Raw genomic sequence first — 23685 nt, 5'->3', positions numbered from 1 at the left:
GCTGGTGCGATGTCCGAGCCCATCGTCGTCCTGCTGCACGGCTGGCCGGGGCTCCCGTCCGACTACGACCTCGTGGTCGAGCGACTCGGCCGCACCCGGCACGTCGTGCCCGCGCTCGTCGGGTTCGGGGAGGGCTTCGACGGCCCGCTGGCACCCGGCGATGCCTCGACGGATGCGCACGCGCGGCGGGTGCTCGCCGGCCTGCCGCACGACGACGATCTGGTCGTCGTCGGCTACGACATCGGCAGCCGCATCGCGCAGGCCATCGTGCGGGCGGCGCCGACGCGCGTCGTCGGCGCCGTGCTCACGCCGGGGTACCCAGGCATCGGCTCGAGGGCGGCAGCACCCGAGCTCGCCGATCGATTCTGGTACCAGCACTTCCATCGCACACCGCTCGCCGAGCGCCTCGTCGACGGACGCGAGGACGCCATCCGCGAGCACCTCGGCTTCCTGCTCGAGACATGGTCGCCGTCGGCCGACCTCGCGGCGGGGGAGCGCTTCGACGCCGTCGTCCGCGCCTACGCCCGACCCGGCGCGTTCGCCGCCTCGATCGCCTGGTACCGAGACAACGTCGGCTACGCCGGCGGCAGGCCGTCGAGCGTTCCCACCACGATGCTCTGGCCGCGCGAGGATCCGCTGTTCCCGATCGCGTGGGCGGATGCGCTGCCGGACTGGTTCACCGACGTCGAGCTGCAGGAGGTGCCCGGCGGACACGTGGTGCCGCTCGAGGCACCGGATGCGATGGCGGACGCGATCCTGCGTCGCGTCGGCCGTTGACGCGCGCGCACCGACCGGTGCGGCGGATGCTGCCTCAGCGCCCGAGCTCGAGCCCCGCTCGGACGAGATCGGTCGCGGAGGCGCCCGGCAGGTAGGCGCGCGCGATCGCGACGCCGATCGCCGCGAGGTCGCCCTCGTCGCGGTACAGCAGCCACATCGGCTCGTACCGCGGCTGGAACTTGCGCTTGTAGTCGTGCAGCGACTGGAACCCGTAGGCGGGCTCGAGCAGGGACGCGACGCGCTCGAGGGCGGCGGAGACGGCCGTGCGCTCGCGCTCGACGCCGGGCTCCGTCGCGAGCGGCGACCCCGAGAGGCTGAGGAACGCGGCACCCTCGTCGTGCAGCAGCTGCGCGGAGCGGAGGACGAGCAGGTCGATCGCGGGCGGGAAGCCGCCGTCGCGACGTCGCATGAGGTCGAGCGTCCAGCCGCGCACGCCGCCTCCGGGCGCGAAGACGGGCAGCCAGCTGAGCACGCCCTGCACGACGCCGTTGGCGTCGATCGCGAGCGCGACCCGCACCTCCGGGTCGAGCGCCTCGCGCACGCCGCCCAGGGTGAAGCCCATCTCCGGCAGCGCCTTGTCCTCCACCCACGACTCGGAGATCGCGCGCACCTGGTCGAGGATCGCGCCGGGCTCGTCGCGCAGCGTCGTGATCCGCACCTCGACGCCCTCGCGCGCCGCGCGGTTGAGGGCGGTGCGCGCCCACGCCCACGGCTTGCCCACGGGCTCCGGCATCGGGAGGTCGAGGATCACGTCGTCGGCGAGCCACAGCGAGCGCCAGCCGTCCGGCGCGGCACGGCGCGCCGCCTCGGATGCGGAGAAGACGCACGGCACGACGCCGTCGGTCGTCGCGGCCTCGTCGAGCGCGGCGAGCGCCCCGCCGAGACCCGCCGCCGGCACGATGGGATCGCCGAGGACGATGCGCACGCGTCCGTGGCGCTGCAGCGCCACGACGCCGCCGTCGACCTCCTGGTAGGCCATGTCGGGCCACGTCGCCATCCACGAGAGCGTGCCGCCGCCGACGGCGCGCACGGTCGCGCGTGCGCGATCCCGCGCGGCGCGCGACGCGTCCGCGTGGCGCTCGCCGATGCGGACGGGCGCCTGGAACGCGCGTCGGCCGACGACGAGCACGACGAGCAGCACGATCCACAGCGCGCCGGCGGCGAGCGCCGTCTCGAGGGAGACGGATGCCGCGAGGTCGTCGCCGAGCAGCGCGAGCAGCAGGCCGGCCTGCACGATCGACACGAGCGAGAGCGCGACCGCGCCCCACCACGCCGCGCGCAGCCCCTGCAGGAGCGGCCTGGCGAGCACGAGGAGCAGGAGGAGGTCGATGCCGAGGTCGAGCCAGAGCGGCGCGTACGGGTCGGTGGCGAGCGCGGGGCCGCTCGTGGCGAGGCTCAGCAGCTGCGCGGCCGCGAGGGACGCGAGCCCGATGCCGGCGACGAGCCGCCATTCCCGCATCGCCGGCCGACGTCGCGTGCGGGTCGTGATGACGGCGACCGCGAGCACGCCGACGAGGTGCTCGAGGTCGGCGATCGTGCCCTGGCCGAGGAGCAGCACGACGAACAGCGCCACGACCGCCGCCCGCATCCGCAGCCGCCAGGGCTCCTGCAGCGTCGCCGCGAGCGCGACGAGCGCGGCGAGGTATCCGCCGGAGGGGCCCGCGTCGAGCTGCGATGCGAGCTCGACGGGCCACTGCCAGCCCGTCGGCTGCAGGAGCATGAGGATGGCGAACGCGCCGAGGATCGCGCCGAGCTGCCCGAGCACGACGGTCGCGGCGGCGCGCAGCGTGCCGCGGCGCAGCTCGAGCAGCCCGACCGCCAGCGGGGCGACGAGCAGGAAGGTCGCGTAGTCGAGCGGCTCCGTCGCGACGAGCGAGCCCGTGATCGGCGTCCACCACGCGCCGCGCTCGAGCTGCGGCACGCCATAGGCGACGTCGGCGAACCACGGCAGCCGGGGCGCGCGCGTCCAGAGCGCGCCCGTCGCCGCCCCGATCGCGAGGAAGAGCACGACGAGGCCGACGGTGAAGGGCACGCGGCGCACCACGCCGAGCACCCGCGCGGCGACGGCGGCGGCGCGCCCGGCGCCGCCGTCGCCCGTCCGCCTCGCGACCAGCACGACGCCGACGACGGCCGCCACGGCTGCGACGAGCAGCACCGACCAGGCGCCGACGTGCAGCCACGAGCGCGCCGCAGCGCCCAGGAGCCCGACGAGCGTCACGATCGCGGCGGTCCACAGCGTCGTGCCGGCGAGCGCGGCGAGCGCGAATCGCAGCGGCGGCACCCCGACCGCGCCCGCGAGCGGGGCGACGAGCACGCGCAGCACCGCGGCCCAGCGGCCGAGCACGATGGCGCTCGTCGCGTGCTGCCGCATGCGCTCGGCGACGGCGTCGATGCTCGCGGCGGGCAGCAGCCACGGCAGCCGTCTGCTGACGGCGCGCAGCAGGCGATCGCCGAAGCGCCGCCCGAGCAGGTAGCCCGCCGTCTCGCCCGCGAGCGCGCCGAGGGCGGCGGCCACGCCGACGGCGACGATCGCCGCGACGCCGTGCGGCTGCGCGACGAGCGCGATCGCGACGAGCACCGTCTCGCCCGGCAGCGGCAGGCCGACGCCCTCGAGCATCGTGCCCAGCGCGCCGATCGACGCGAGGAGCGGGATCGGCAGCCCGTCGAGCCATCCCATGTCAGTCGCGCACGCCGAAGAGGCCGTCGCCGTGGCGGTGCAGCACCTCGTAGGCGTCGCCGTAGTCCGACGGCAGCGGCGCTCCCGGCTCGTAGCGCGCGAGCAGCAGCCCGATGAGGCCGAGGGCGGGCGGGGTCAGCGGCCGATGCCGTCGTTCGTCGTCGGTGGGGGCCGGTCCACCCGCCTCGGGGTTCGGCGGCACGTACGGCCTATGCACCTGCGGCCACAGCGCCGGCTGCCTCGGCCGGTCGAGGGTGATCGCGGTGCGCAGGCTCGGCGCGTCGGCGTCGCGGCGCGTGAGCGGTGCGAGGCCGTGCTGCTCGCACAGCGTGCGGATGACGGATCCGTGGTGCATGGGGTGGTGCAGCACGGATCCCTCCTCGGTGTACGCCGAGATGACGATCGCCGGCACGCGAGGGCCGAGCCGGTCGAAGCGGAACCCCATCTCGCCGGGCTCGGCGGAGGCGTGCGGCGGCGTGGCGGACGGCGGCGGCACGTGGTCGTAGATGCCGCCGTGCTCGTCGAACGTGACGAGCAGCGCCGTGTTCATCGCGTTCGATCCCGTCGGGCTCGCCGAGGTGCGGATCGCGGTGTACACCTCGGCGAGCAGCGCCTCGCCGGCGCGCACGTCGGACGCCGCGGCCTCGGTCGTGCGCACCTGCTGCGCCGCCGAGTCGCGCGGCGTCGTGACCGGCGGATGCATGTCGTTGTGGTCGAAGACCATGCGCGGCTCGATGAAGGCGTAGTCGGGCAGGTCGCCGTTCGCGGCGTCGCGGTGGAACTGCTCCATGCCGCGGAAGTTCGTCTTCCAGAAGCGCTCGAGGGACGGCGCGTGCAGCAGGCCGGTCAGCGAGACGACCTGCTCGGCGTCGTAGTAGACGCGCCACGTGCGCCCGGCGTCCTCGAGCCGGTCGAAGATCGTGGGCACGGCATCGGCATCCAGCCACTTCGACTGCCCGCCGTCGAGCACGTTCGTGACGAAGCCGTGCGACGTGCTCGCATGGAAGAACGACCGGTTGCAGAAGGTCTGCGACGGCACGGCGCAGTGCCAGTGGTCGTAGACGCCGAACCCGCTCGCGAGCGTCGAGAGCACCGGCAGCATCTCGGGGGAGAAGCCGCCCATGACCGCCGCGTACTGCTCGGGCGTCGGATCGACGCCGCGCTCGAGTCGGAAGGCGGTGACGTAGTCGCGCACGAAGCCCGACATCGTCGGCGTCGCGCCCTCGGGCGGGGCGTTCCACGGCGCGGACAGGCCGTGCGCGACGAGGTCGGCGTTCGTCGCGGGGTCGACGACGTCGAACAGCTGCGTGTTGACGTGCGAGTAGAACTCGCCCGGATCGGGATCCGGCTGGCTCATGATGCGATCGGTGCTGCCGGCGTAGACGTGCACGGGCACGACGGTGCCGTCGGGCGCGGCGTTCGCGTACGAGCCGGTCTGCAGCCCCTCGAACGACTGGCCGCGCGGCGGCGGATGCTCGTCGTCGTAGAGGCGCCCGAGCATGTGGTCGAAGCTGCGGTTCTCGAACATGAGCACGACGACGTGGTCGAAGCCGGGCTCGGGGCGCGCGGGCAGCGGCGCGAAGCCGTGCTCGGCGTCGGTGCCCGACCGGCCGCTCGCCGCGGCGACGGAGCCGATCGCGAGGCCCGCGACGCCGAGGCCGGAGGCGCGCAGGAAGTCGCGGCGCGTCGTCGGCGCGCCCTCGCGTGCTCCTCGCTCGCTCGTCGGCTCCACGGGGCGAGCGTATGCCGAACGAGGCGCTGCGGGGGAGTGGTCCGCGCTGCGCGGTCGCGAGGGGCCGTCCGGCGCGCGCGGGTAGTGTCACGAGCGATGGCACCCGACGACCGCCCCCGCCGCACCCGCAAGTCGGCGGGCGAGCGCGCCGCCGAGATCCTCGACGCGGCCACCGGGCTCGCGCGTGCGGAGGGGCTCGCCGCGCTGACGGTCCGCGCGGTCGCCGAGCGCGCGGGCGTGACGCAGGGGCTCGTCGCCCACTACTTCCCCTCCGTGCACGAGCTCGTCGCGCGCGTCTACCGCGACGTCGTCGGCGCCGAGGTCGCCGAGGTGCGCGACGTCGTCGCCGCAGCCGGATCGCCCGCCGATCGCATCCGCGCCCTGCTCGAGACGGTCCTCGACGGCTCGCGCGACGAGGTGACGGTGCTCTGGGTGGAGGGATGGGCGCTCGGCCGCGCCAATCCCGCGCTCGCGGTGGCCGTGCGCGAGCAGATGGATGCGTGGCACGCGCTCCTCGCGACGACGATCGCCGAGGGCGTCGCGGCGGGCGCGCTCGCGGTCGACGACGTCGACCGCGCCGCGTGGCGCGTGCTCGCGTTCGTCGACGGCCTCAACGCGCAGTCGCTCGTGCGCGAGGACGCAGCGCGGCCGTCGATCGCCGACGCCGTCGCGTCGGTGGAGGCGTGGTTGCGGCCGCAGGCGGCGATCGATCGTTGACGACGGCCGCATCTGCGTCGTAGCGTTGCTTTGAACACTCGTTCAATAGAACGAGGCCGAGACGACGGAGGATCCATGGCCTGGCGCATGCCCCCGGAGACCGCACCCCACGAGCGGACCTGGATGGCCTTCCCGTGCGAGGGCGTGACCCTCGGCGAGACGGACGCGGAGCGCGAGGCGGGCTACCGCGCGTGGACCGACGTCGCGCTCGCGACGGCCGAGTTCGAGCCCGTGACGATGGTCGTCGACCCCACCGAGACGACGCGCGCACGGCGCATGCTCGGCTCCGCGGTCGAGATCGTCGAGGCGCCGCTCGACGAGTTCTGGATGCGCGACTTCGGGCCGACGTTCGTCGTCGACGACGAGCGCCCGGGCGTGCTCGGCGCCGTCGACTGGATCTTCAACGGCTGGGGCGCCCCGGACTGGGCGAACGCCGAGCGCTCGAACGAGATCGCCCGCATCGTCGCGGGGCTCGTCGACGCCGAGCTCGTCTCGTCGGTGCTCGTCAACGAGGGCGGCGGCATCCACGTCGACGGCGAGGGCACCGTGCTGCTCACGAAGACCGTGCAGCTCGGCGCCGAGCGGAACCCCTACGCCGACGCCGCGCGGGTCGAGGCGGAGATGGCGCGGACGATCGGCGCGACCCACGCGATCTGGCTGCCGCGCGGCCTCACGCGCGACTACGACCGCTTCGGCACGAAGGGGCACGTCGACATCGTCGCGACCATCCCCTCGCCCGGCAGGCTGCTGCTGCACGCGCAGCGCGACGCCGCGCATCCCGACCATGCCGTGAGCGCCGAGCTGCGCGCCCTGCTCGCCGAGGAGACGGACTCCGCCGGCCGCAGGCTCGAGATCGTCGACCTCCCCGCTCCCGCGACGCTCCGCGACGACGAGGGCTTCGTCGACTGGTCGTACGTCAACCACCTCGTCGTGAACGACGGCGTCGTCGCGTGCGGGTTCGGCGAGGAGCGCGCCGACGCCGAGGCGCGCGCCATCCTCGAGGACGCATACCCCGGCCGCCGGGTCGTGACCGTCGACGCGCGCGAGATCTTCGCGCGCGGCGGCGGCATCCACTGCATCACGCAGCAGCAGCCCGCGCTCCCGCGCGACGACCGCCCGGCGGCGCAGCGATGAGCGTCGACGTCGTCGAGGCGACGATCGCCGACCTCGGCGCGGCGCTGGCGAGCGGCGAGACGACCGCGGTCGAGCTCGTCGAGGCCTACCTCGCGCGCCTCGACGCCTACGACGGTCCCGAGACGAAGACACGGCTGAACGCGGTGGTCGTGCGCAACCCGGATGCGCTCGCAGAGGCCGCGGCGTCGGATGCGCGCCGGGCGCGCGGCGCCGCGCTCGGCCCGCTTGACGGCATCCCCTACACGGCGAAGGACTCGTACCTCGTGCGGGGGCTCACGGCGGCGGCTGGCAGCCCCGCGTTCGCAGACCTCGTCGCGCAGCGCGACGCCTTCACGATCGAGCGGCTGCGTGCAGCCGGTGCCATCTGCCTCGGGCTCACGAACATGCCGCCGATGGCCAACGGCGGCATGCAGCGCGGCCTCTACGGCCGCGCCGAGTCGCCGTACTCGGCGGACTGGCTCACGGCGCCGTTCGCCTCCGGCTCGTCGAACGGCTCCGGCACGGCGACGGCGGCGAGCATGGCGGCCTTCGGCCTCGGCGAGGAGACGTGGTCGAGCGGCCGCGGGCCGGCGTCGAACAACGCCCTGTGCGCCTACACGCCCTCGCGCGGCGTCATCTCGACGCGCGGCAACTGGCCGCTCGTGCCGACGATGGACGTCGTCGTGCCGCACGCGCGCACGATGGCCGACCTGCTCGCGGTGCTCGACGTCGTCGTCGCCGACGACCCCGACACGCGCGGCGACCTCTGGCGCACGCAGCCGTGGGTGCCGATCCCCGCCGCGTCCGCCGTGCGCCCGGTCTCGTACGTCGCGCTCGCCGCCGACGGCCCTCGCGCGCTCGAGGGCGTGCGGCTCGGCGTGCCGCGCATGTACCTCGGCACCGACCCGGAGGCCGGCACGAACCCCGACGGCGGCATCGGCGGACCCACCGGGCGCGCCATCCGCCCGCGGCGCTCGTCGCTCGACCTCTGGGCGGCCGCGCGCCGCGACCTCGAGGCCGCGGGCGCGACGGTCGTCGAGGTCGACCTGCCGGTCGTGACGCGCTACGAGGGCGACCGACCCGGCGCGCCGACGATCGCGACGCGCGGCCTCGTGAGCCCCGCGTACCTGCGGCGCGAGATCCTCGACCTGTCGGCGTGGTCGTGGGACGACTTCCTCGCCGCCAACGGCGACTCGGCGCTCTCGACGCTCGCGGGCGTCGACGGCGCCGCGATCGCCCCGCATCCCGCCGGTGCGCTGCCCGATCGCTACGACGGCTTCGACGACGACGTGCCCGCCTACCCCGCGTGGGTCGCCGAGCATCCCGGCGTCACCTGGCGCGACATGCCCGAGCTCGAGGACGGCCTGCGCGGGCTCGAGGAGACGCGGCGCATCGACCTCGAGGCGTGGATGGACGAGCTGCGGCTCGATGCGATCGTCTTCCCCGCCGTCGCCGACGTCGGGCCTGCCGACATGGACGCGAACCCGGCGTCGGCGGATGCGGGCTGGAGGAACGGCGTGTGGGTGGCGAACGGCAACCTCGTCATCCGCCACCTCGGCATCCCGACGGTCACGGTGCCGATGGGCACGATGGCCGACATCGGCATGCCGGTGGGCCTGACGTTCGCGGGTCGCGCATGGGACGACACGGCGCTGCTGCGGCTGGGCGCCGCGTTCGAGGCGACGGGCGACCGGCGCACCGAGCCGCCGCGCACGCCGCGGCTCTGAGGCGGCCTGCGAGACTGGCGGCATGACGACGACGTCCATCCGCGGGGCCGTGCTGCACGAGATCGGCGCGGAGCGCCCCTACGCGCGGTCGCGGCCGCTGCGCGTCGAGACGCTCGAGCTCGCCGCTCCCGGCGCCACCGAGCTGCGCGTGCGCATCGAGTGCGCGGGCCTGTGCCACTCCGACCTCTCGGTCGTCGACGGGAACCGAGCGCGCCCGGTGCCGATGCTGCTCGGCCACGAGGCGGCGGGCATCGTCGAGGAGGTCGGCGCCGACGTGCCCGGCCTCGCCGAGGGGGACCGGGTCGTCATGACGTTCCTGCCGCGCTGCGGCGACTGCCGCGGCTGCGCCTCGGACGGCGCGAGCCCGTGCGAGCGCGGCTCGGCGTCGAACGCGGCCGGCACGCTGCTGTCGGGCGAGCGCCGGCTCGGCCTCGGCGGCGAGCCCGTGCATCATCACCTCGGCGTCTCGGGCTTCGCGACCCACGCGGTCGTCGACCACCGGTCGGTCGTGCGGGTCGCGCAGGACGTGCCCGCAGATGTGGCGGCGCTCCTCGGCTGCGCCGTGCTCACGGGCGGCGGCGCCGTGCTCAACGCGGCCCGTCCGCAGCCCGGCGAGACCATCGGCGTCGTCGGCCTCGGCGGCGTCGGCATGGCGGCGGTGCTCGTCGCGCTCGGCGTGCCCGACGTGGAGGTCGTCGCGATCGACCCCGTGCCCGAGAAGCGCGCGCTCGCGGAGCGACTCGGTGCCCGCGCCATTACCGCCGACGACCTGGTCGACTCGGGGGAGCGGCTCGCGAGCGTCGTCGAGGCCGCCGGCGCGGTGCCGGCGCTCGAGGCCGCCGTCGCGCTCACGGCACCCGGCGGTCGCACCGTCACCGTCGGCCTGCCGCATCCCGACGCGCGGCTGTCGCTGTCGCCCGCCGCGCTCGTCGGCGAGGGCCGCTCGCTCGTGGGCAGCTACCTCGGCTCGGCGGTGCCCTCCCGCGACATCCCTCGATACGCCGACATGTGGCGCGCGGGCCGGCTCGACGTCGGGGTGCTCGTGTCGAGCCGCATCCGCCTCGACGACGTCGCCGCGGGCATGGATGCGCTCGCCGACGGCACGGCGCTGCGGCAGATCGTCGACCTCGAGCCCTAGCCGGTCGCGCCGCGCACGAGGCCGTCGACGAGGTCCTCGAACGGCACGCCGACGTCGGCGAGCATCCGCGGCAGCTGGCTGCGCGCGGTCATGCCGGGCATCGTGTTCACCTCGTTGCACACGAGCTTGTCGCCGTCGACGAACCAGTCGACCCGCGCGAGGCCACGGCAGCCGAGCGCCGCGAAGACGCGCAGCGACTCGCCCTCCAGCCGCTCGCGCACCGCAGGCGGGAGCCGGGCTGGCACGACGAACGGCGGCTCGCCGCCGTACTTCGCCGACGCGTCGAACACGCCGCCCACCTCGCGCACGATCTCGAGCGGGGAGCCGATGCGCAGCACGCCGTCGAGCTCCACGATCGCGACGTCGACCTCCATGCCGCCCGCGTACCGCTCGACGAGCATCGGACCGTCGGCGCACGCCGCCCGGACCTCCTCGACCGTGCACGCGACGCGCAGCCCCACGCTCGACCCGTCGGCGAGCGGCTTCACCACGACGGGCGCGCCGAGCGCCGCCACCGCCGCATCCGCCTCCGCGGGCGTGGCGACGACGCGGCCCTCGACCGTGGCCACGCCGTGCGCCGCGAGCACGGCCTTCGTCACGTCCTTGCGCATGCAGACGGCGCTCGCCTCGACGCCGCAGCCGACGAACGGCACGCCGAGCGTCGCGAGGAAGCCCTGCAGCGCGCCGTCCTCGCCGCCGGCGCCGTGCAGCGCCGGGAAGACGACGTCGACGGCCGCGAGCGCGTCGACGAGCGCCGCAGGAGCGAGCGGCTCGCCGTCGACCCTCCACGTGCCGTCATGCGCGATCGTCGCGCGCACGACGGCGTGCCGCGACGCGAGGGCGTCCGCGACCGCGGCGGCGCTCGCGAGCGACACGTCGTGCTCGTGGCTGATGCCGCCGCCGACCACCATCACGCGCATGCCGAGCCTCCCGTGAACGATCGCCGCCAGCGGGCGCCGAGATGCGTGACGACGTCGTGCGCGATCGTGCCCGACCATCCTGCCCACTCGCCGAGCGTCGGTGCGCCGGGCTCCGTGCCGACGAGCGTGATCGCCTCGCCGGGCTCGACGCCCGCGTCGCCGACGTCGACGACGATCTGGTCCATCGAGATCGCCCCGACGACGCGCGCCCGCCGTCCGCGCACGAGCACCTCCGCCCGACCCGACGCGACGCGCGGGATGCCGTCCGCGTAGCCGACCGGGAGGGTCGCGAGCCGCGTGCCCCGCTCGGCCACCCACGCGTGGTCGTAGCCGACGCCCGTGCCGGCGGCGACGTCCCGCACGACGACGGCGGGCGCCGTGAGCGCGATGACCGGCTCGAGCCCGTCGCCGCCCGCGGGGTCGATGCCGTAGAGGCCCGCGCCGACGCGCACGAGCTCGCAGTCGGTGCCGACGCCCCGCAGCGCCGCAGCGGACGCGGCGACGTGGCGCACCTGGGGCACGAAGCCGCGCCGCATCGCCGTGCGCACCGCGTTGTCGAACAGCATCCGCTCGGTGCGGTTGTGCGGGTCGTCCGGGTGCGCGGCGTGGCTCAGGTGGCCCATGACGCCCACGGCCTCGACGACGCCCAGGTGCGCGAGCCCGCCGGCGAGCGTCACGAGCTCCCGCCACGCAGCGCGCGGCGCGCCGTCGCGAGCGATGCCGAGGTCGACGTGCAGATGGACGCGGGCACGCGTGCCCGTCGCCCTCGCCGCCGCGACGACGGCGCGGAGGTGGTCGACGGAGGGCACGGCGACGTCGACGCCCGCCGCGACGGCCGGATCGAAGTCGGCGGCGGGGGAGGCGAGCCACGCGAGCGTGCGCGCTCCGGTGCGCTCGCGCAGCGCCACGGCCTCGTCGAGGGAGGTCGTGCCGAGCCAGTCGGCGCCGTGCCTCAGCAGGTGTGCGGCGACGTCGCCGTGCCCGAACGCGTCGGCCTTGACGACGGCGAGGAGGCCGCGCGAGCGGCTGCGGAAGGTGCGCGCGTTGGCGCCGAGCGCGTCGAGGTCGACGTGCAGCTCGGGCGCTGCGAGCAGTGCGGTTCGCGTCATGCCCTCAGCCTCCGTCGCGCCGGTGCGCGTCGTCGTCGGCCGCTCGGTCGCTCCGCGTCATCCCTGCGGATGATCCCGTTCCTCGCTCGTGCGCCCGGATGCGGGAACGCTGGGCGCGTCGGGTCCTCGATCACGAGCCGTGCGGCCCCCCGCGCCGCCGTACGGCCCGAGCCGCCGGTAGCGTGACGGCATCCGCTGCTTCGAGAGGATCCCGCATGTCCTTCGACCCCGACGAGCTCGCCGCCCGCCTCGTCGCCGTACGGCGGCGCATGGCCGAGGCGGGGCTCGACGCGCTGCTCGTCGCCGACCCGGCGAACATCCACTACCTGACCGGCTACGACGCCTGGTCGTTCTACATGCCGCAGGTGCTGCTCGTCACCCACGACGCGGAGCCCGTGCTCGCGTTGCGCGCCATGGACGCGAACGGCGCGCACCGCACGGCGCAGCTGCCGACGTCCCGCATCCTCGGGTACCCGGAGTCGTGGGTGCACCAGGCGGATCGGCATCCGTTCGCGTGGATCGTCGCGGCGCTGCGCGAGCGCGGTCTCGTGCGCGCGGGACGCGTCGGCGTCGAGACCGAGGCGCACTTCCTCACCGTGCGCTCGTACCTCGCGCTCGGCGAGGCGGCGCCCGAGTGGAGGCTCGTCGACGACCACCAGCTCGTGAACTGGGTGCGGCTCGTGAAGAGCACCGCGGAGCTCGAGCGGATGCGGGAGGCGGGTCGCGTGTGCACCGCCGCGATGCTCGCGGGCTTCGACGCCATCCGGCCAGGCATGGGGCAGCACGAGCTCGCCGCGGTCGTCGCGCACGCGCAGGCGATGGGCGTCGACGGCGTCGCGGGCGACTACCCGGCCATCGTGCCGATGCTGCCGACGGGGGAGTCGGCCGACACGCCCCACATGACCTACTCGGGACGCGTGCTCGAGGCGGGGGAGGCGGTGTCGTTCGAGATCGCCGGCGTCTCGCAGCGCTACCACGCGCCGCTCGCCCGCACCGTGTCGCTCGGCGAGCCGTCGCGTGCGCTGCGCGACCTCGCGAGCATGACCGCCGACGGGCTGAGCCTCGTGCTCGACGGCATGGTGCCGGGGGCGACGCTCGCCGAGGTCCACGGCATCTGGCAGGCGCACCTGCACCGGGCCGGCTACGAGAAGGCGTCGCGGCTCGGCTACTCGATCGGCATCGGCTACCCGCCCGACTGGGGCGAGCACACCGTCTCCGTGCGCGGCGACGACGAGACGCCGCTGCAGCCGGGCATGACGCTGCACGTGATCGCCGGCATGTGGATGACGGGATTCGGCTGCGAGCTGTCGGAGTCGGTGGCCGTGACCGAGTCCGGCGTCGAGCTGCTCACGCACGTGCCGCGCGAGCTCGTGGTGCGATGAGCGCCGAGAGCGGGCCGCAGCGCGCCGACGACCTCGCGCGCGCGCTCGCGCTCGTCGACGAGGCGACGATCGTCGCCGACGCCTCGAGCCTCATCCTCGCGCCGTCGGAGAACCCCGGCGGCACCGAGGCGCGCGCCGCGCGTGCCCTCGCGGCGATCGCGTCGCGGCTCGGCGGGCGCGTGGCGATGGAGGATGCGGCACCCGACCGCCCGAACGTCTCCGTGCGCTTCGGACCCGACGAGGATGCGGCGGGCGGCGCCGGCCTGCTCGTGCTCGGGCACAGCGACGTCGTGCCGGCGGGACCCGGCTGGACGCAGGATCCGTTCGCGCCGACGGTCGTCGACGGCCGGCTCGTCGGCCGCGGCTCGACCGACATGAAGGGCGGCCTCGCTGCTGCGCTGCAGGCGCTCGCGGCAGTGCACCGCGTGCGCCCCGATCTGCCGCTCGAGCTGCTCGTCACCGCCGACGAGGAGGACCTCGCGATCGGCATGGCCGCGCACCTGCGGCACCCGCCGAGGCCGTACCGCGCGTGCATCGTCGCCGAGCCGACGGACCTCGCGACCGTCGTCGCGTGCCGCGGCGCGTCCAACCACGAGATCGTCGTCCACGGGCGCGCCGCCCACGCGGGCAGGCCCGAGGACGGGGCATCCGCGATCGTCGGCGCCGCGGCCGTCGTCGACGCCATCCAGGCCGATCATGCCGCGCTGCGGGCGGGCGCGTCCGGGCTGCTCGGCTCGGCGTCGTGGAGCGTGGGCCGCATCGACGGCGGGCACGCGACCTCGATCGTGCCCGATCGGTGCGCGCTGCTCGTCGATCGTCGGCTCATGCCGGGCGAGGATGCGCAGACGGTCCTGCAGGCGCTCCTCGACGGCGTCCGCCCCCGCGTCGAGGCGCTCGGCTGCACGATCGAGGGACGCACGCTCATGGCGATGCCCGGCTTCGTCACCGATGCGACGCATCCGCTCGTCGCGACCGCCGTCGACGCGCTCGCCGCCGAGGGGCGTGCGAGCGCCGTCGAGGCATGGACGGCGGCGTGCGAGGGCGGCTTCGTCGCCGAGCATCACGGGTGCCCGACGATCATCCTGGGGCCTGGCGACATCACCGGCCAGGCGCATCAGCCCGACGAGCACGTCGCGATCGCCGACCTCGGCATCGCCGCGCGCGCGTACGTCCGGCTCGCGCTCGCGCTCGCGGGCTGACGGCGCCACCCCTCGCGCCCCGCATGCGGGCCCCGTAGCGTCGACGCATGGACCGCCACGACGTCATCGTGCTGGGCGCCGGCCTCGCGGGCCTGCGCGCCGCGACGGTGCTGGCCGCCGCCGGCCTCGACGTCGTCGTGCTCGAGGCGCAGGATGGCGTGGGCGGACGCCAGCGCACCGACCGCGTCGACGGCTTCCTGCTCGACCGCGGGTTCCAGGTCCTGAATCCCGCATACCCGGCCGTGCGCCGCTGGGTCGACGTCGACGCGCTCGACATGGCCTCGTTCCCCGTCGGCGTGCGCGTGCGCAGGACGCACGGGCTCGTCGAGCTCGCCCACCCCGCCCGTCACCCCTCGCGGCTGCGCGCGACGCTCGCGAGCGGTCTGCTCGACGCCCGGGAGCTCGCCGCCCTCGCGGCGTGGTCGGGCGGCGCCATCGCGGCGCCGCGCCTCGCGATCCGCGCCGCACGCGACGGCGACGACGCGCGGCTGGCGGAGGAGTGGGATCGGCTCGGCGTGCGCGGGCCGCTGCGCCGCGAGGTGCTCGAGCCCTTCCTGGCTGGCGTCGTCGCCGAGGGCGACGGGACGACGTCGGACGCCTTCGTGCGCCTGCTCGTGCGCATGTTCGCGCTCGGCCGCCCCGGGCTGCCGGCCGCCGGCATCCAGGCGCTCCCCGAGCAGCTCGCCCAGCGCGCGCGCACCGTGGGAGCGCGCATCCGGCTCGCGCACGACGCCGAGCGCGTGACGCACGACGGCGAGGGCGTGCGCGTCGACGTCGCAGGCGGCGATCCGCTGCGCGCGGACGCGGTGGTGGTCGCCGTCGGCCCGGAGCGCGCCGCATCCCTCGCCGGCGTCCAGCCGCCGACGACGCACGGTCTGCAGACCTGGTGGCTCGACGCGCCCGCCTCGCCGACGCGCTCGCGCATGCTGCATCTCGACGGCACGCGCTCGGGGCCGGTGCTGCACACGGCCGTCGTCTCGGGCACCGCGCCCTCGTACGCGCCTCGCGGTCGCTTCCTCGTCGAGGCGACGTGCCTGCTCGGCGACGCGAGCGAGCGGGACGTGCGGATGCAGCTGCGGCACGTGTGGGGCGCGGAGGTGGACGCGTGGCGGCTGCTGCGCCGCGACGACGTGCGCCACGCGCTGCCCGCGCAGCCGCCGCCGCTGCGCACGACGCGCCCCGCGCGCGTGGGCGAGCGCATGTACGTCGCGGGCGACCATCGGGACACGGCCTCGATCCAGGGCGCGCTCGTGTCCGGCGATCGCGTGGCGCGCGCGGTGCTCGCCGATCTCGGCGCCTGATCCCGCCGGCACCCCTGCGCGCGTCGGTAGCCGCGCCTATGCTTCCCGCATGAGCGAGCCCGAGCCTGGCGGAGCCGCGACGCCGCCCACGACGAATCCCGTCGTGCCCGCCGACGGCATGCGCCGCTTCGGCCACGTGCTCGTCAACACGCTCGTCGCCAACGTCACGACGAGCTTCCTCTGGTTCGCCCTCACCTTCTGGGTCTACCTCGAGACGCGATCCGTGCTCGCGACGGGCATCATCGGCGGCGCCTACATGCTCCTCGTCGCCCTGTTCGCGATGCTCTTCGGCACGATCGTCGACCGGCACCGCAAGCACCGCGTCATGGTGCTCTCGAGCGTCGTGACGCTCGCCTCGTTCTCGATCGCGGGCGTGCTGTACCTGCTCTTCCCCGAGTCCGCGCTGCTCGACCTCGGCGGCCCGTGGTTCTGGCTCTTCTCCGGCATAGTCCTCTTCGGCGCCGTGGTCGAGAACATGCGCAACATCGCGCTGTCGACGACGGTGACGCTCCTCGTGCCCGAGGAGCGTCGCGCGAACGCCAACGGCCTCGTCGGCACCGTGCAGGGCGTGGCCTTCATGATCACGAGCGTCTTCTCGGGCCTCGCGATCGGCCTGCTCGGCATGGGCATCACGCTCGGCATCGCCGTCGTCGCGACGGGGCTCGCCCTCGCGCACCTGCTCGTCGTGCGCATCCCCGAGGCGCAGCCCGAGCCCGACGGCGAGGGGCGGGGTGCCGTCGACCTGCGCGGCGCGATCACGGCCGTGCGAGCGGCGCCCGGGCTCTTCGCGCTCATCCTGTTCTCGACCTTCAACAACCTCTTCGGCGGCGTCTACATGGCGCTCATGGATCCGTACGGCCTCGAGCTCTTCCCCGTCGAGCTGTGGGGCCTGGTGCTCGGCGTCGCCTCGACGGGCTTCATCGTGGGCGGCGCCGTCATCGCGAGGACGGGCCTCGGGCGCAACCCGATCCGCACGATGCTGCTCCTCGTCGTCGGCATGGGCATCCTCGGCGCGCTCTTCACGATCCGCGAGTGGTGGCTGCTCTACGCCGTCGGCATCTGGATGTGGATGGCGCTCGTGCCCGCCGTCGAGGCGGCCGAGCAGACCGTGATCCAGAAGGTCGTGCCGTTCCAGCGTCAGGGGCGCGTGTTCGGCTTCGCGCAGGCGTTCGAGGCGGCGGCGGCGCCGATCACGTCGTTCCTCATCGCCCCGATCGCCGAGTTCGCGATCATCCCGTACATGGACTCCGACCTCGGTCGGGAGACGTTCGGCTGGCTGCTCGGCGAGGGCGCGGCGCGCGGCATCGCCTTCGTCTTCCTCGTCACCGGCGTCCTCACGATGCTGCTGGGCGCGGCCGCCTTCCTCACCCGCTCGTACCGCATCCTCTCGGCGCAGTACGCCGGGCAGACGGCGTCGGTGCCCGTCGCCGACGCGTCGGTGGTCGAGCCGGCCGCCGAGCAGGTCGACCCGCGTCGCTGAGCCGCGCCGCTCGTCGCGCCCGCTCGGGCGTACGATGCGTTCGTGCGTGACGACGTCGAGCACGTCGGCTCGGCACGACGGCCCATGAGGGAGCGCCTCCACGGCGCGCCGTGGATCGGCATCGTCGGCGCCGTGCTCGTCGTCGTCGGCGCGGGGCTGCTCGCGACGGGCGTGCTGCCGTCGGACGCCGCGATCGAGATCGGCGAGCGGACCTGGCCCGTGCTGCTGTTCGTCGTCGCCGCGACGATCGTCGCGGAGCTCGCGGCCGTGGCGGGCGTCTTCCACGCGATCGCCGAGCGGCTCGGCACGATCGGCGCAGGCAGGGCGTGGGTCGTCTGGCTCCTCGTCGTCGCCCTCGCGACCGTCGCGACGATCATGCTCTCGCTCGACACGACCGCGGTGCTGCTGACGCCCGTCGTGGTGCTGCTCGCGCGGCATCTGCGACTCGACCCGCTGCCCTTCGCGCTCACGACGGTGTGGCTCGCGAACACCGGCTCGCTGCTGCTGCCCGTCTCGAACCTGACGAACCTGCTCGCCGAGCACCGGCTGGACCTCGGCCCCGGGGCCTTCGCGGCGCTCATGGCGCCGGCGGCGATCGTCGGCATCGCCGTGCCCGTCGTCGCCGTCGCGCTCGTGCATCGCCGGAGCCTCGCCGTGCGCTTCGAGCGGCAGACCGTCGAGGCCGAGCCGGACCGGGTGCTCACGATCGGCGCGGGCGTCGTCGTCGCCCTGCTCGTCCCGGCGCTCGTGAGCGGCATCGAGGTGTGGATCCCCGCCTCGGTCGCCGCCGCGCTGCTGCTCGTGCTCGTCGCCGTGCGTCGACGCTCCGCCGTGCGCTGGAGCCTGGTGCCCTGGCAGATCGTGCTCCTCGCCGTCGGGCTCTTCCTCGTCGTCGAGACCCTGCACGCGCGCGGGCTCGCCGCGGCGCTCGCGCCGGTCGTGGGGACGGGCGACGGGCTCGGCGACCTGCTGCGGCTCGCGGGCTCCGGCGCCCTGCTGGCGAACGGCGTCGACAACCTGCCCGCCTACCTCGCGCTCGAGCCGCTCGCCACCGATCCGCAGCGCATGGCGGCGCTGCTCGTCGGGGTGAACGCGGGCGCGCTCGTCACCCCGTGGGCGTCGCTCGCGATCCTGCTGTGGCACGACCGGCTCGCCGCGATGGGCGTCACGCTCGCGTGGGGTCGCTACATGCTGCTCAGCGTCGTCGTCGCACCCGTCACGGTCGTCCTCGCGGTGCTCGCGCTCTGGTTCGCGCACGTCGCCTGACGCGCACCGCGCGGTGCCCGACATGGCCCTCGCACGCGCCTAGGCTGGTCGCATGAGCTCCGAGCAGGACCACGCGGCGTTCCGACGCCGCCGCGAGCAGAGCGTGCGGGCCGCGCAGGGAGCGCTCGCCCTCGTCACCACCGCGTGGATCGAGCGGCCGACCACGATCGACGGCGTCCCGGGCACCTGGGCGCCGACGCCTGCGGGTGACGGCGTCGCCCTGACCGCGACCGAGGCCGACGAGATCACCGTCGACGGTCGCGTCGTCGACGGCACCGTCGTCGTCCATCCCCACGACGGCATGACGCCGAGCCGGGTGCGCTTCGACGACACCCGCACCGGCTACGTCATCCAACGCGGCCGCGGCGTGGGCGTGCGCATCTGGGACGCGGAGTCCGACGCGATCGCCCGCTTCGAGGGCTTCGCCACGTACGACCACGATCCGGCCTGGGTCGTCGAGGGCCGCTTCGAGCCCGGGAGCGTGGAGGCCACCGTGGGCCGCAGCCAGGGCGGCGAGCGCGTCGAGCGGATGGCGGGCACCGTGCGCGCGACGATCCAAGGGCACGAGGTGGCGCTGCTCGCGATGCCGGACGGCGATGCGCTGCAGATCGTCTTCGCGGATGCCACGACGGGCGACGAGACCTACGGCGTGGGCCGATTCCTCTTCGTCCGGCCCAGGCGCGACGGCTCGGTCGAGCTCGACCTCAACCGTGCGATCGTGCCGCCGTGCGCGATGAGCGACCAGTTCGACTGCCCCCTGCCGCCTGCGCAGAACCGGCTGCCGTTCGCGATCCGGGCGGGGGAGCAGCGGCCGCGCTTCGCGGACGCGGCCGCCGCCTGAGGCGACGTCCGCCGTCGCATCGATGCCGCACAGCGGCATGACAGGGTTGTGATTCGACGCGCCCTGGGCGCATACTGATGCCGTCGACGCGTTCGGTCGGAGGGGAAGCCGCATCGAACGGAGGTCGAGTCATGAGTGCGCTGCAAGCAGTCGCTGCCCGCGGCATGGTGTTCATCCATGCTGCCCCGAAGGCGCTGTGCCCACACATCGAGTGGGCGATCGGTCGTGCCCTCGCGGAGCCCGCCGCCATCCGCTGGGAGGATCAGCCGGTGCTGCCGGGAGCCCGGCGCGCCGAGATGGCCTGGGAGGGCGCCGAGGGATCGGGCGCCGCGATCGCGAGCGCGCTCCGCGGCTGGCCCGACGTGCGCTTCGAGGTGACCGAGGAGGGCGGCGTCGAGGGCTCGCGCTGGATGCACACGCCGAGCCTCGGCATGACCCGCACGACCGTCGACGCGCTCGGCACCGTGCTCGTCTCGGAGCACCGGGTGCGGGCCGCCATCGAGCTCGCGGGTCGCGACGTCGAGGCGCTCCAGCGCGAGCTGCGCACGGCGCTCGGCACCGACTGGGACGACGAGCTCGAGGCGTTCCGGCACGCGAGCGACGCGAGCCCCGTCATCTGGCTGCACAAGGCGGGCTGAGCCGAAGCTCCTGCGATGCTCCCTCCTTCGACCGCTCCGTGAGGTGCGAGCGAAGCGAGCCTCGAAGGGAGCGCACGACGTGCCGAGGGCCCCGCCGAAGACGGCGGGGCCCTCGCGCGCGTGGCGTCAGACGCTGCGGAACGCGGCGACGGCGTTGTGGCCGCCGAAGCCGAACGAGTTCGAGATCGCCAGCTGCGGTCCCGCACCGAGCTCGACGGGCGTCGACGAGATCGACAGCGGCGCCTCGGGATCCTGCTCCTCGACGTTGATCGTCGGGGGCGCGACGCGGTGGTGCAGCGCGAGCACCGTGAACGCCGCCTCGAGCGCACCCGTGCCGCCGAGCAGGTGGCCGTGCGCGCCCTTCGTCGCGGAGACGGGGATCTCTCGCGCGCGCTCGCCGAACACGCGCTCGAGGGCGCGCACCTCGGCGACGTCGCCGACGGGCGTCGAGGTTGCGTGGGCGTTGACGTGGGTGACGTCGTCGACCGACGCGCCCGCCTGGGCGAGCGCGGCGTGCACGGCGCGGCTCGCGCCGAGGCCCTCGGGCTCGGGCGCGGTGATGTGGTACGAGTCGGCGGTGACGCCCGCGCCGGCGAGCTCCGCGTAGATGCGTGCGCCGCGCGCGAGCGCGTGCTCCTCGGTCTCGAGCACGAGCGCGGCACCGCCCTCGCCCATGACGAACCCGTCGCGCGAGACGTCGTAGGGCCGCGAGGCGTGCGCCGGGTCGTCGTTGCGACGGGACAGGGCCTGCATCGACGCGAACGACGCGATCGTGATGGGGTGGATGGCCGACTCCGAGCCGCCGGCGATGACGACGTCGGCGAGACCGGCCTGCAGGTGCTCGTAGGCCATCGCGATCGACTCGGTCGACGACGCGCACGCGGAGGCGACGGTGCGGGCGTAGGCGCGCGCCTCGAAGTGCATCGAGACGGCGGCCGACGGCGCGTTCGGCATGAGCATCGGGACCGTCATGGGCAGCACGCGCCGCGGGCCCTTCTCGCGCAGGGTGTCCCAGGCGTCGAGCAGCGTCCACACGCCGCCGATGCCCGTGGCCCAGTCGACGCCGAGGCGCTCGGGTGCGACCTCGGGCGAGCCCGCGTCCTCCCACGCCTCCTTGGCGGCGACGAGGGCGAGCTGGCTCGAGGGGTCGAGCCGCTTGGCGACGGGGCGCTCGAGCACGGTGTCGGGCCGCACGGCGGCCTCGGCGGCGAACGTCACGGGCAGCTCGAGCTCGGCGACCCAGGGGTGCTCGAGCGAGCGTGCGCCGGATGCGCCGGCGAGCAGCGCATCCCACGTCTCGCGGATGGTCCCGGCCAGCGGCGACGTCGCGCCGATGCCGGTGACGACGATCTTCTTCGTCATGCAGGGGATCTCTCGTGTCTTGGGGCGCGGCGTCGCGCCTGCATGGCAGTGGGGCGACCGCTCCGGTCGCCCCACGCGTGCTCAGGACTGCGCGTTCGTGATGAACGTGACGGCGTCGCCGACGGTCTTGAGGTTCTTCACCTCGTCGTCGGGGATCTTCACGTCGAACTTCTCCTCGGCGTTGACGACGATCGTCATCATCGAGATGGAGTCGATGTCCAGGTCGTCCGTGAACGACTTCTCGAGCTGGACGTTCTCGACCGAGATGCCGGTCTCGTCGTTCACGAGCTCTGCGAGCCCAGCGAGGACCTCATCGTTGGTCAGTGCCATCGTTCTTCTCCTTCAGTGCGGTAGCGGCTATGAGCCTATGGGAGGACGACGACCTGCGCGCCATAGACCAGGCCGGCGCCGAAGCCGATCTGGAGGGCGAGGCCGCCGGAGAGCTCGGGGTGCTCCTCGAGCAGTCGGTGGGTCGCGAGCGGGATCGAGGCGGCGGACGTGTTGCCCATCGTCTCGATGTCGCGCGCGATGGCGACGGTGTCGGGCAGCCTCAGCTGCTTCGCGAACTCGTCGACGATGCGCATGTTGGCCTGGTGGGGGATGAAGGCCGCGAGGTCCTCAGGGCCGACGCCGGCCTCCTCGAGCGCGCGCTTGGCGACCTTCGCCATCTCCCAGACGGCCCAGCGGAACACGGTCTGGCCGTCCTGGCGCAGCGTCGGCCAGACGCCCGTCTGCGCGGCCTCCGCGTACGACGAGGTCATGCGGATCGCGTCCCACTTCGAGCCGTCGGATCCCCAGATGCTCTTCGAGATCCCGGGCGTGTCCGACGGGCCGACGACCACGGCGCCCGCGCCGTCGCCGAGCAGGAACGAGATCGATCGATCGGTGGGATCGATGATGTCGGACATGCGCTCCGCGCCGACGACGAGCACGTAGTCGTTCGTGCCCGAGCGCACGAGGGCGTCGGCCTGCGCGACGCCGTAGGCGTAGCCGGCGCACGCGGCCGAGATGTCGTAGGCGGCTGCGGGCGTCGCACCGATGCGGTCGGCGAGCAGCGAGGCGAGGGAGGGCGTCGCGAGATGGTGCGAGACCGTCGACACGATGACGGCGCCGATCTGCGTCGGCTCGATGCCCGCCTTCGCGATCGCCTCGTCGGCGGCGGCCTTCGCCATGTCGAGCAGCGACAGCTCGGCGGACGCGCGCTTGCGCGACACGATGCCGGTGCGCTGGCGGATCCACTCGTCGGACGAGTCGATCGGACCGACGAGGTCGTCGTTCGGGACGTCGAGGTCGCCACGCGCGGCGCCGACCGAGAGGATGCGCGAGCCGGGTCGGCTCGCGGGGACGTGCAGGGTGGTCATGGGGTCTCCAGCAGCTCGATGGCGGCGGCGAGGTCGTCGGGCGTCTTCACCGCGACGGTGGGCACGCCCTTCATGCCCCGCTTGGCGAGGCCGACGAGCGCACCCGCAGGGGCGAGCTCGATGACGCCCGTGACGCCGGCGGCGAGGAAGGCGTCCATGCACGCGTCCCAGCGCACGGGATTCGCGACCTGGCCGACGATGAGGTCGAGGTAGGTGCGGCCGTCGACGACCTCGGTGCCGTCCGCGTTCGTCCACAGCCGCAGCGTGGGCACGGCGGCGGCGGTGTCCGCGGCCTTCGCGCGCAGGCGCTCGACGGCCGGGGCCATGTACGAGGTGTGGAAGGCGCCGGCGGTCTGCAGCGGGATGACGCGCGCACCCGCCGGCGGCTCGGCCCTGAGCGCCTCGATGCCCTCGACGGTTCCGGCGACGACGATCTGGCCGCCGCCGTTGTAGTTCGCGGGGGCGAGGCCCGTCTCGCCCAGGCGCGCCTCGAGCGCGTCGGCGTCGCCGCCGATCACCGCGGCCATGCCCGTCGCGACCTGCGACGCCGCCTCGGCCATCGCTCGGCCGCGCTCGCCGACGAGCGCCATGGCGTCGAGCGGCTCGAGCACGCCGGCGCCGACGGCGGCGGTGATCTCGCCGACCGAGTGGCCCGCGATGCCGCCGACGGCCTCGCGTCGGCCGGGCGCGCCGAGCAGCGCGTCGAGCGCGAGGATGCCGGCGGCCACGATGAGCGGTTGCGCGACCTGCGTGTCCTTGATCGTCTCGGCGTCCGACTCGGTGCCGTGCGTCACGAGGTCGACGCCCGCGGCCTCGCCCAGCTGCTCGAGCCGGGTGCGGGCGGCGGGGTCCTCGATCCACGGGGCGAGGAAGCCCGGGGTCTGCGAACCTTGTCCTGGAGCCACGACGACGATCACGGCATCCACCCTTCCACAGCGCGCGCGA

At 74.7% G+C, this 23685-nt stretch carries 20 protein-coding genes; 12 read left to right on the top strand and 8 right to left on the bottom strand.

Going from position 1 to position 23685, the window contains the following annotated elements; translation table 11 throughout:
• The first annotated feature begins 9 nt into the window (after positions 1 to 9).
• Positions 10 to 777: an alpha/beta fold hydrolase gene (locus C1N71_RS08300; RefSeq protein ID WP_137755961.1), complete on the top strand. Its 768-nt coding sequence runs from the start codon at positions 10 to 12 to the stop codon at positions 775 to 777.
• A 34-nt stretch (positions 778 to 811) separates the two neighbouring features.
• Here the strand turns inward: C1N71_RS08300 and C1N71_RS08295 are convergent, their stop codons facing one another.
• Complete coding sequence (locus C1N71_RS08295) at positions 812 to 3454, bottom strand: phosphatidylglycerol lysyltransferase domain-containing protein (RefSeq protein ID WP_137755960.1); 2643 nt, start codon at positions 3452 to 3454, stop codon at positions 812 to 814.
• Between the two features lies 1 nt (position 3455).
• Positions 3456 to 5186, bottom strand: coding sequence for an alkaline phosphatase family protein (locus C1N71_RS08290; protein ID WP_137755959.1), 1731 nt, complete (start codon positions 5184 to 5186; stop codon positions 3456 to 3458).
• A gap of 96 nt (positions 5187 to 5282) precedes the next feature.
• Here C1N71_RS08290 and C1N71_RS08285 point away from each other — a divergent pair, with 96 nt between their 5' ends.
• From C1N71_RS08285 to C1N71_RS08270, 4 genes are all read left to right on the top strand, one after another.
• The gene (locus C1N71_RS08285) at positions 5283 to 5903 is read left to right on the top strand and encodes a TetR/AcrR family transcriptional regulator (protein WP_137755958.1); all 621 of its coding nucleotides are present in this window, start codon (positions 5283 to 5285) and stop codon (positions 5901 to 5903) included.
• Positions 5904 to 5978: 75 nt separating this feature from the next.
• On the top strand, positions 5979 to 7037 hold the full coding sequence (locus C1N71_RS08280) for an agmatine deiminase family protein (protein ID WP_137755957.1): 1059 nt from the start codon (positions 5979 to 5981) through the stop codon (positions 7035 to 7037).
• Positions 7034 to 8743: an amidase gene (locus C1N71_RS08275; protein ID WP_137755956.1), complete on the top strand. Its 1710-nt coding sequence runs from the start codon at positions 7034 to 7036 to the stop codon at positions 8741 to 8743. Before C1N71_RS08280 ends, C1N71_RS08275 begins: the two co-directional genes overlap by 4 nt.
• A gap of 22 nt (positions 8744 to 8765) precedes the next feature.
• Complete coding sequence (locus C1N71_RS08270; RefSeq protein ID WP_137755955.1) at positions 8766 to 9881, top strand: alcohol dehydrogenase catalytic domain-containing protein; 1116 nt, start codon at positions 8766 to 8768, stop codon at positions 9879 to 9881.
• Here the strand turns inward: C1N71_RS08270 and C1N71_RS08265 are convergent.
• Both C1N71_RS08265 and alr read right to left on the bottom strand, forming a co-directional pair.
• Positions 9878 to 10801, bottom strand: coding sequence for a D-alanine--D-alanine ligase family protein (locus C1N71_RS08265; RefSeq protein WP_137755954.1), 924 nt, complete (start codon positions 10799 to 10801; stop codon positions 9878 to 9880). The genes C1N71_RS08270 and C1N71_RS08265 overlap by 4 nt on opposite strands.
• Complete coding sequence (alr, locus tag C1N71_RS08260; protein ID WP_137755953.1) at positions 10792 to 11910, bottom strand: alanine racemase; 1119 nt, start codon at positions 11908 to 11910, stop codon at positions 10792 to 10794. Before alr ends, C1N71_RS08265 begins: the two co-directional genes overlap by 10 nt.
• Before the next feature lie 215 nt (positions 11911 to 12125).
• On the opposite strand from alr, the gene C1N71_RS08255 reads away from it, so the two are divergent.
• The 7 genes from C1N71_RS08255 to C1N71_RS08225 all read left to right on the top strand — a co-directional run bounded on the left by C1N71_RS08255 (position 12126) and on the right by C1N71_RS08225 (position 20017).
• Positions 12126 to 13292: a M24 family metallopeptidase gene (locus C1N71_RS08255; protein ID WP_137755952.1), complete on the top strand. Its 1167-nt coding sequence runs from the start codon at positions 12126 to 12128 to the stop codon at positions 13290 to 13292.
• Positions 13289 to 14491, top strand: coding sequence for a M20 family metallopeptidase (locus C1N71_RS08250; protein ID WP_137755951.1), 1203 nt, complete (start codon positions 13289 to 13291; stop codon positions 14489 to 14491). Before C1N71_RS08255 ends, C1N71_RS08250 begins: the two co-directional genes overlap by 4 nt.
• A 47-nt stretch (positions 14492 to 14538) precedes the next feature.
• On the top strand, positions 14539 to 15792 hold the full coding sequence (locus C1N71_RS08245; RefSeq protein WP_137755950.1) for an NAD(P)/FAD-dependent oxidoreductase: 1254 nt from the start codon (positions 14539 to 14541) through the stop codon (positions 15790 to 15792).
• Positions 15793 to 15841: 49 nt separating this feature from the next.
• A complete protein-coding gene (locus tag C1N71_RS08240) occupies positions 15842 to 17272 on the top strand; it encodes an MFS transporter (protein ID WP_137755949.1) in 1431 nt (476 codons plus the stop codon).
• An 84-nt stretch (positions 17273 to 17356) separates the two neighbouring features.
• Complete coding sequence (locus C1N71_RS08235; RefSeq protein WP_137757269.1) at positions 17357 to 18538, top strand: SLC13 family permease; 1182 nt, start codon at positions 17357 to 17359, stop codon at positions 18536 to 18538.
• A 52-nt stretch (positions 18539 to 18590) separates the two neighbouring features.
• Positions 18591 to 19379, top strand: a complete 789-nt coding sequence (locus tag C1N71_RS08230; protein ID WP_137755948.1) for a DUF1684 domain-containing protein — start codon at positions 18591 to 18593, stop codon at positions 19377 to 19379.
• A 164-nt stretch (positions 19380 to 19543) separates the two neighbouring features.
• Positions 19544 to 20017: a DUF3145 family protein gene (locus C1N71_RS08225; protein ID WP_137755947.1), complete on the top strand. Its 474-nt coding sequence runs from the start codon at positions 19544 to 19546 to the stop codon at positions 20015 to 20017.
• A 126-nt stretch (positions 20018 to 20143) separates the two neighbouring features.
• On the opposite strand, the gene C1N71_RS08220 is transcribed toward C1N71_RS08225, so the two are convergent.
• The 4 genes from C1N71_RS08220 to C1N71_RS08205 form a co-directional block, all read right to left on the bottom strand.
• The gene (locus C1N71_RS08220) at positions 20144 to 21379 is read right to left on the bottom strand and encodes a beta-ketoacyl-[acyl-carrier-protein] synthase family protein (protein ID WP_137755946.1); all 1236 of its coding nucleotides are present in this window, start codon (positions 21377 to 21379) and stop codon (positions 20144 to 20146) included.
• 81 nt (positions 21380 to 21460) lie between these two features.
• The gene (locus C1N71_RS08215) at positions 21461 to 21709 is read right to left on the bottom strand and encodes an acyl carrier protein (protein ID WP_092501620.1); all 249 of its coding nucleotides are present in this window, start codon (positions 21707 to 21709) and stop codon (positions 21461 to 21463) included.
• A gap of 35 nt (positions 21710 to 21744) precedes the next feature.
• Positions 21745 to 22740, bottom strand: coding sequence for a beta-ketoacyl-ACP synthase III (locus C1N71_RS08210; protein ID WP_137755945.1), 996 nt, complete (start codon positions 22738 to 22740; stop codon positions 21745 to 21747).
• Entirely contained in the window at positions 22737 to 23657 is a 921-nt protein-coding gene (locus tag C1N71_RS08205; RefSeq protein WP_137755944.1) for an ACP S-malonyltransferase, read from the bottom strand. Before C1N71_RS08205 ends, C1N71_RS08210 begins: the two co-directional genes overlap by 4 nt.
• Positions 23658 to 23685 lie beyond the last annotated feature (28 nt).

The sequence above is a fragment of the Agrococcus sp. SGAir0287 genome (genome assembly GCF_005484985.1).
Taxonomy (GTDB): Bacteria; Actinomycetota; Actinomycetes; order Actinomycetales; family Microbacteriaceae; genus Agrococcus.
This window is presented reverse-complemented; position numbering and strand designations above follow the sequence as displayed.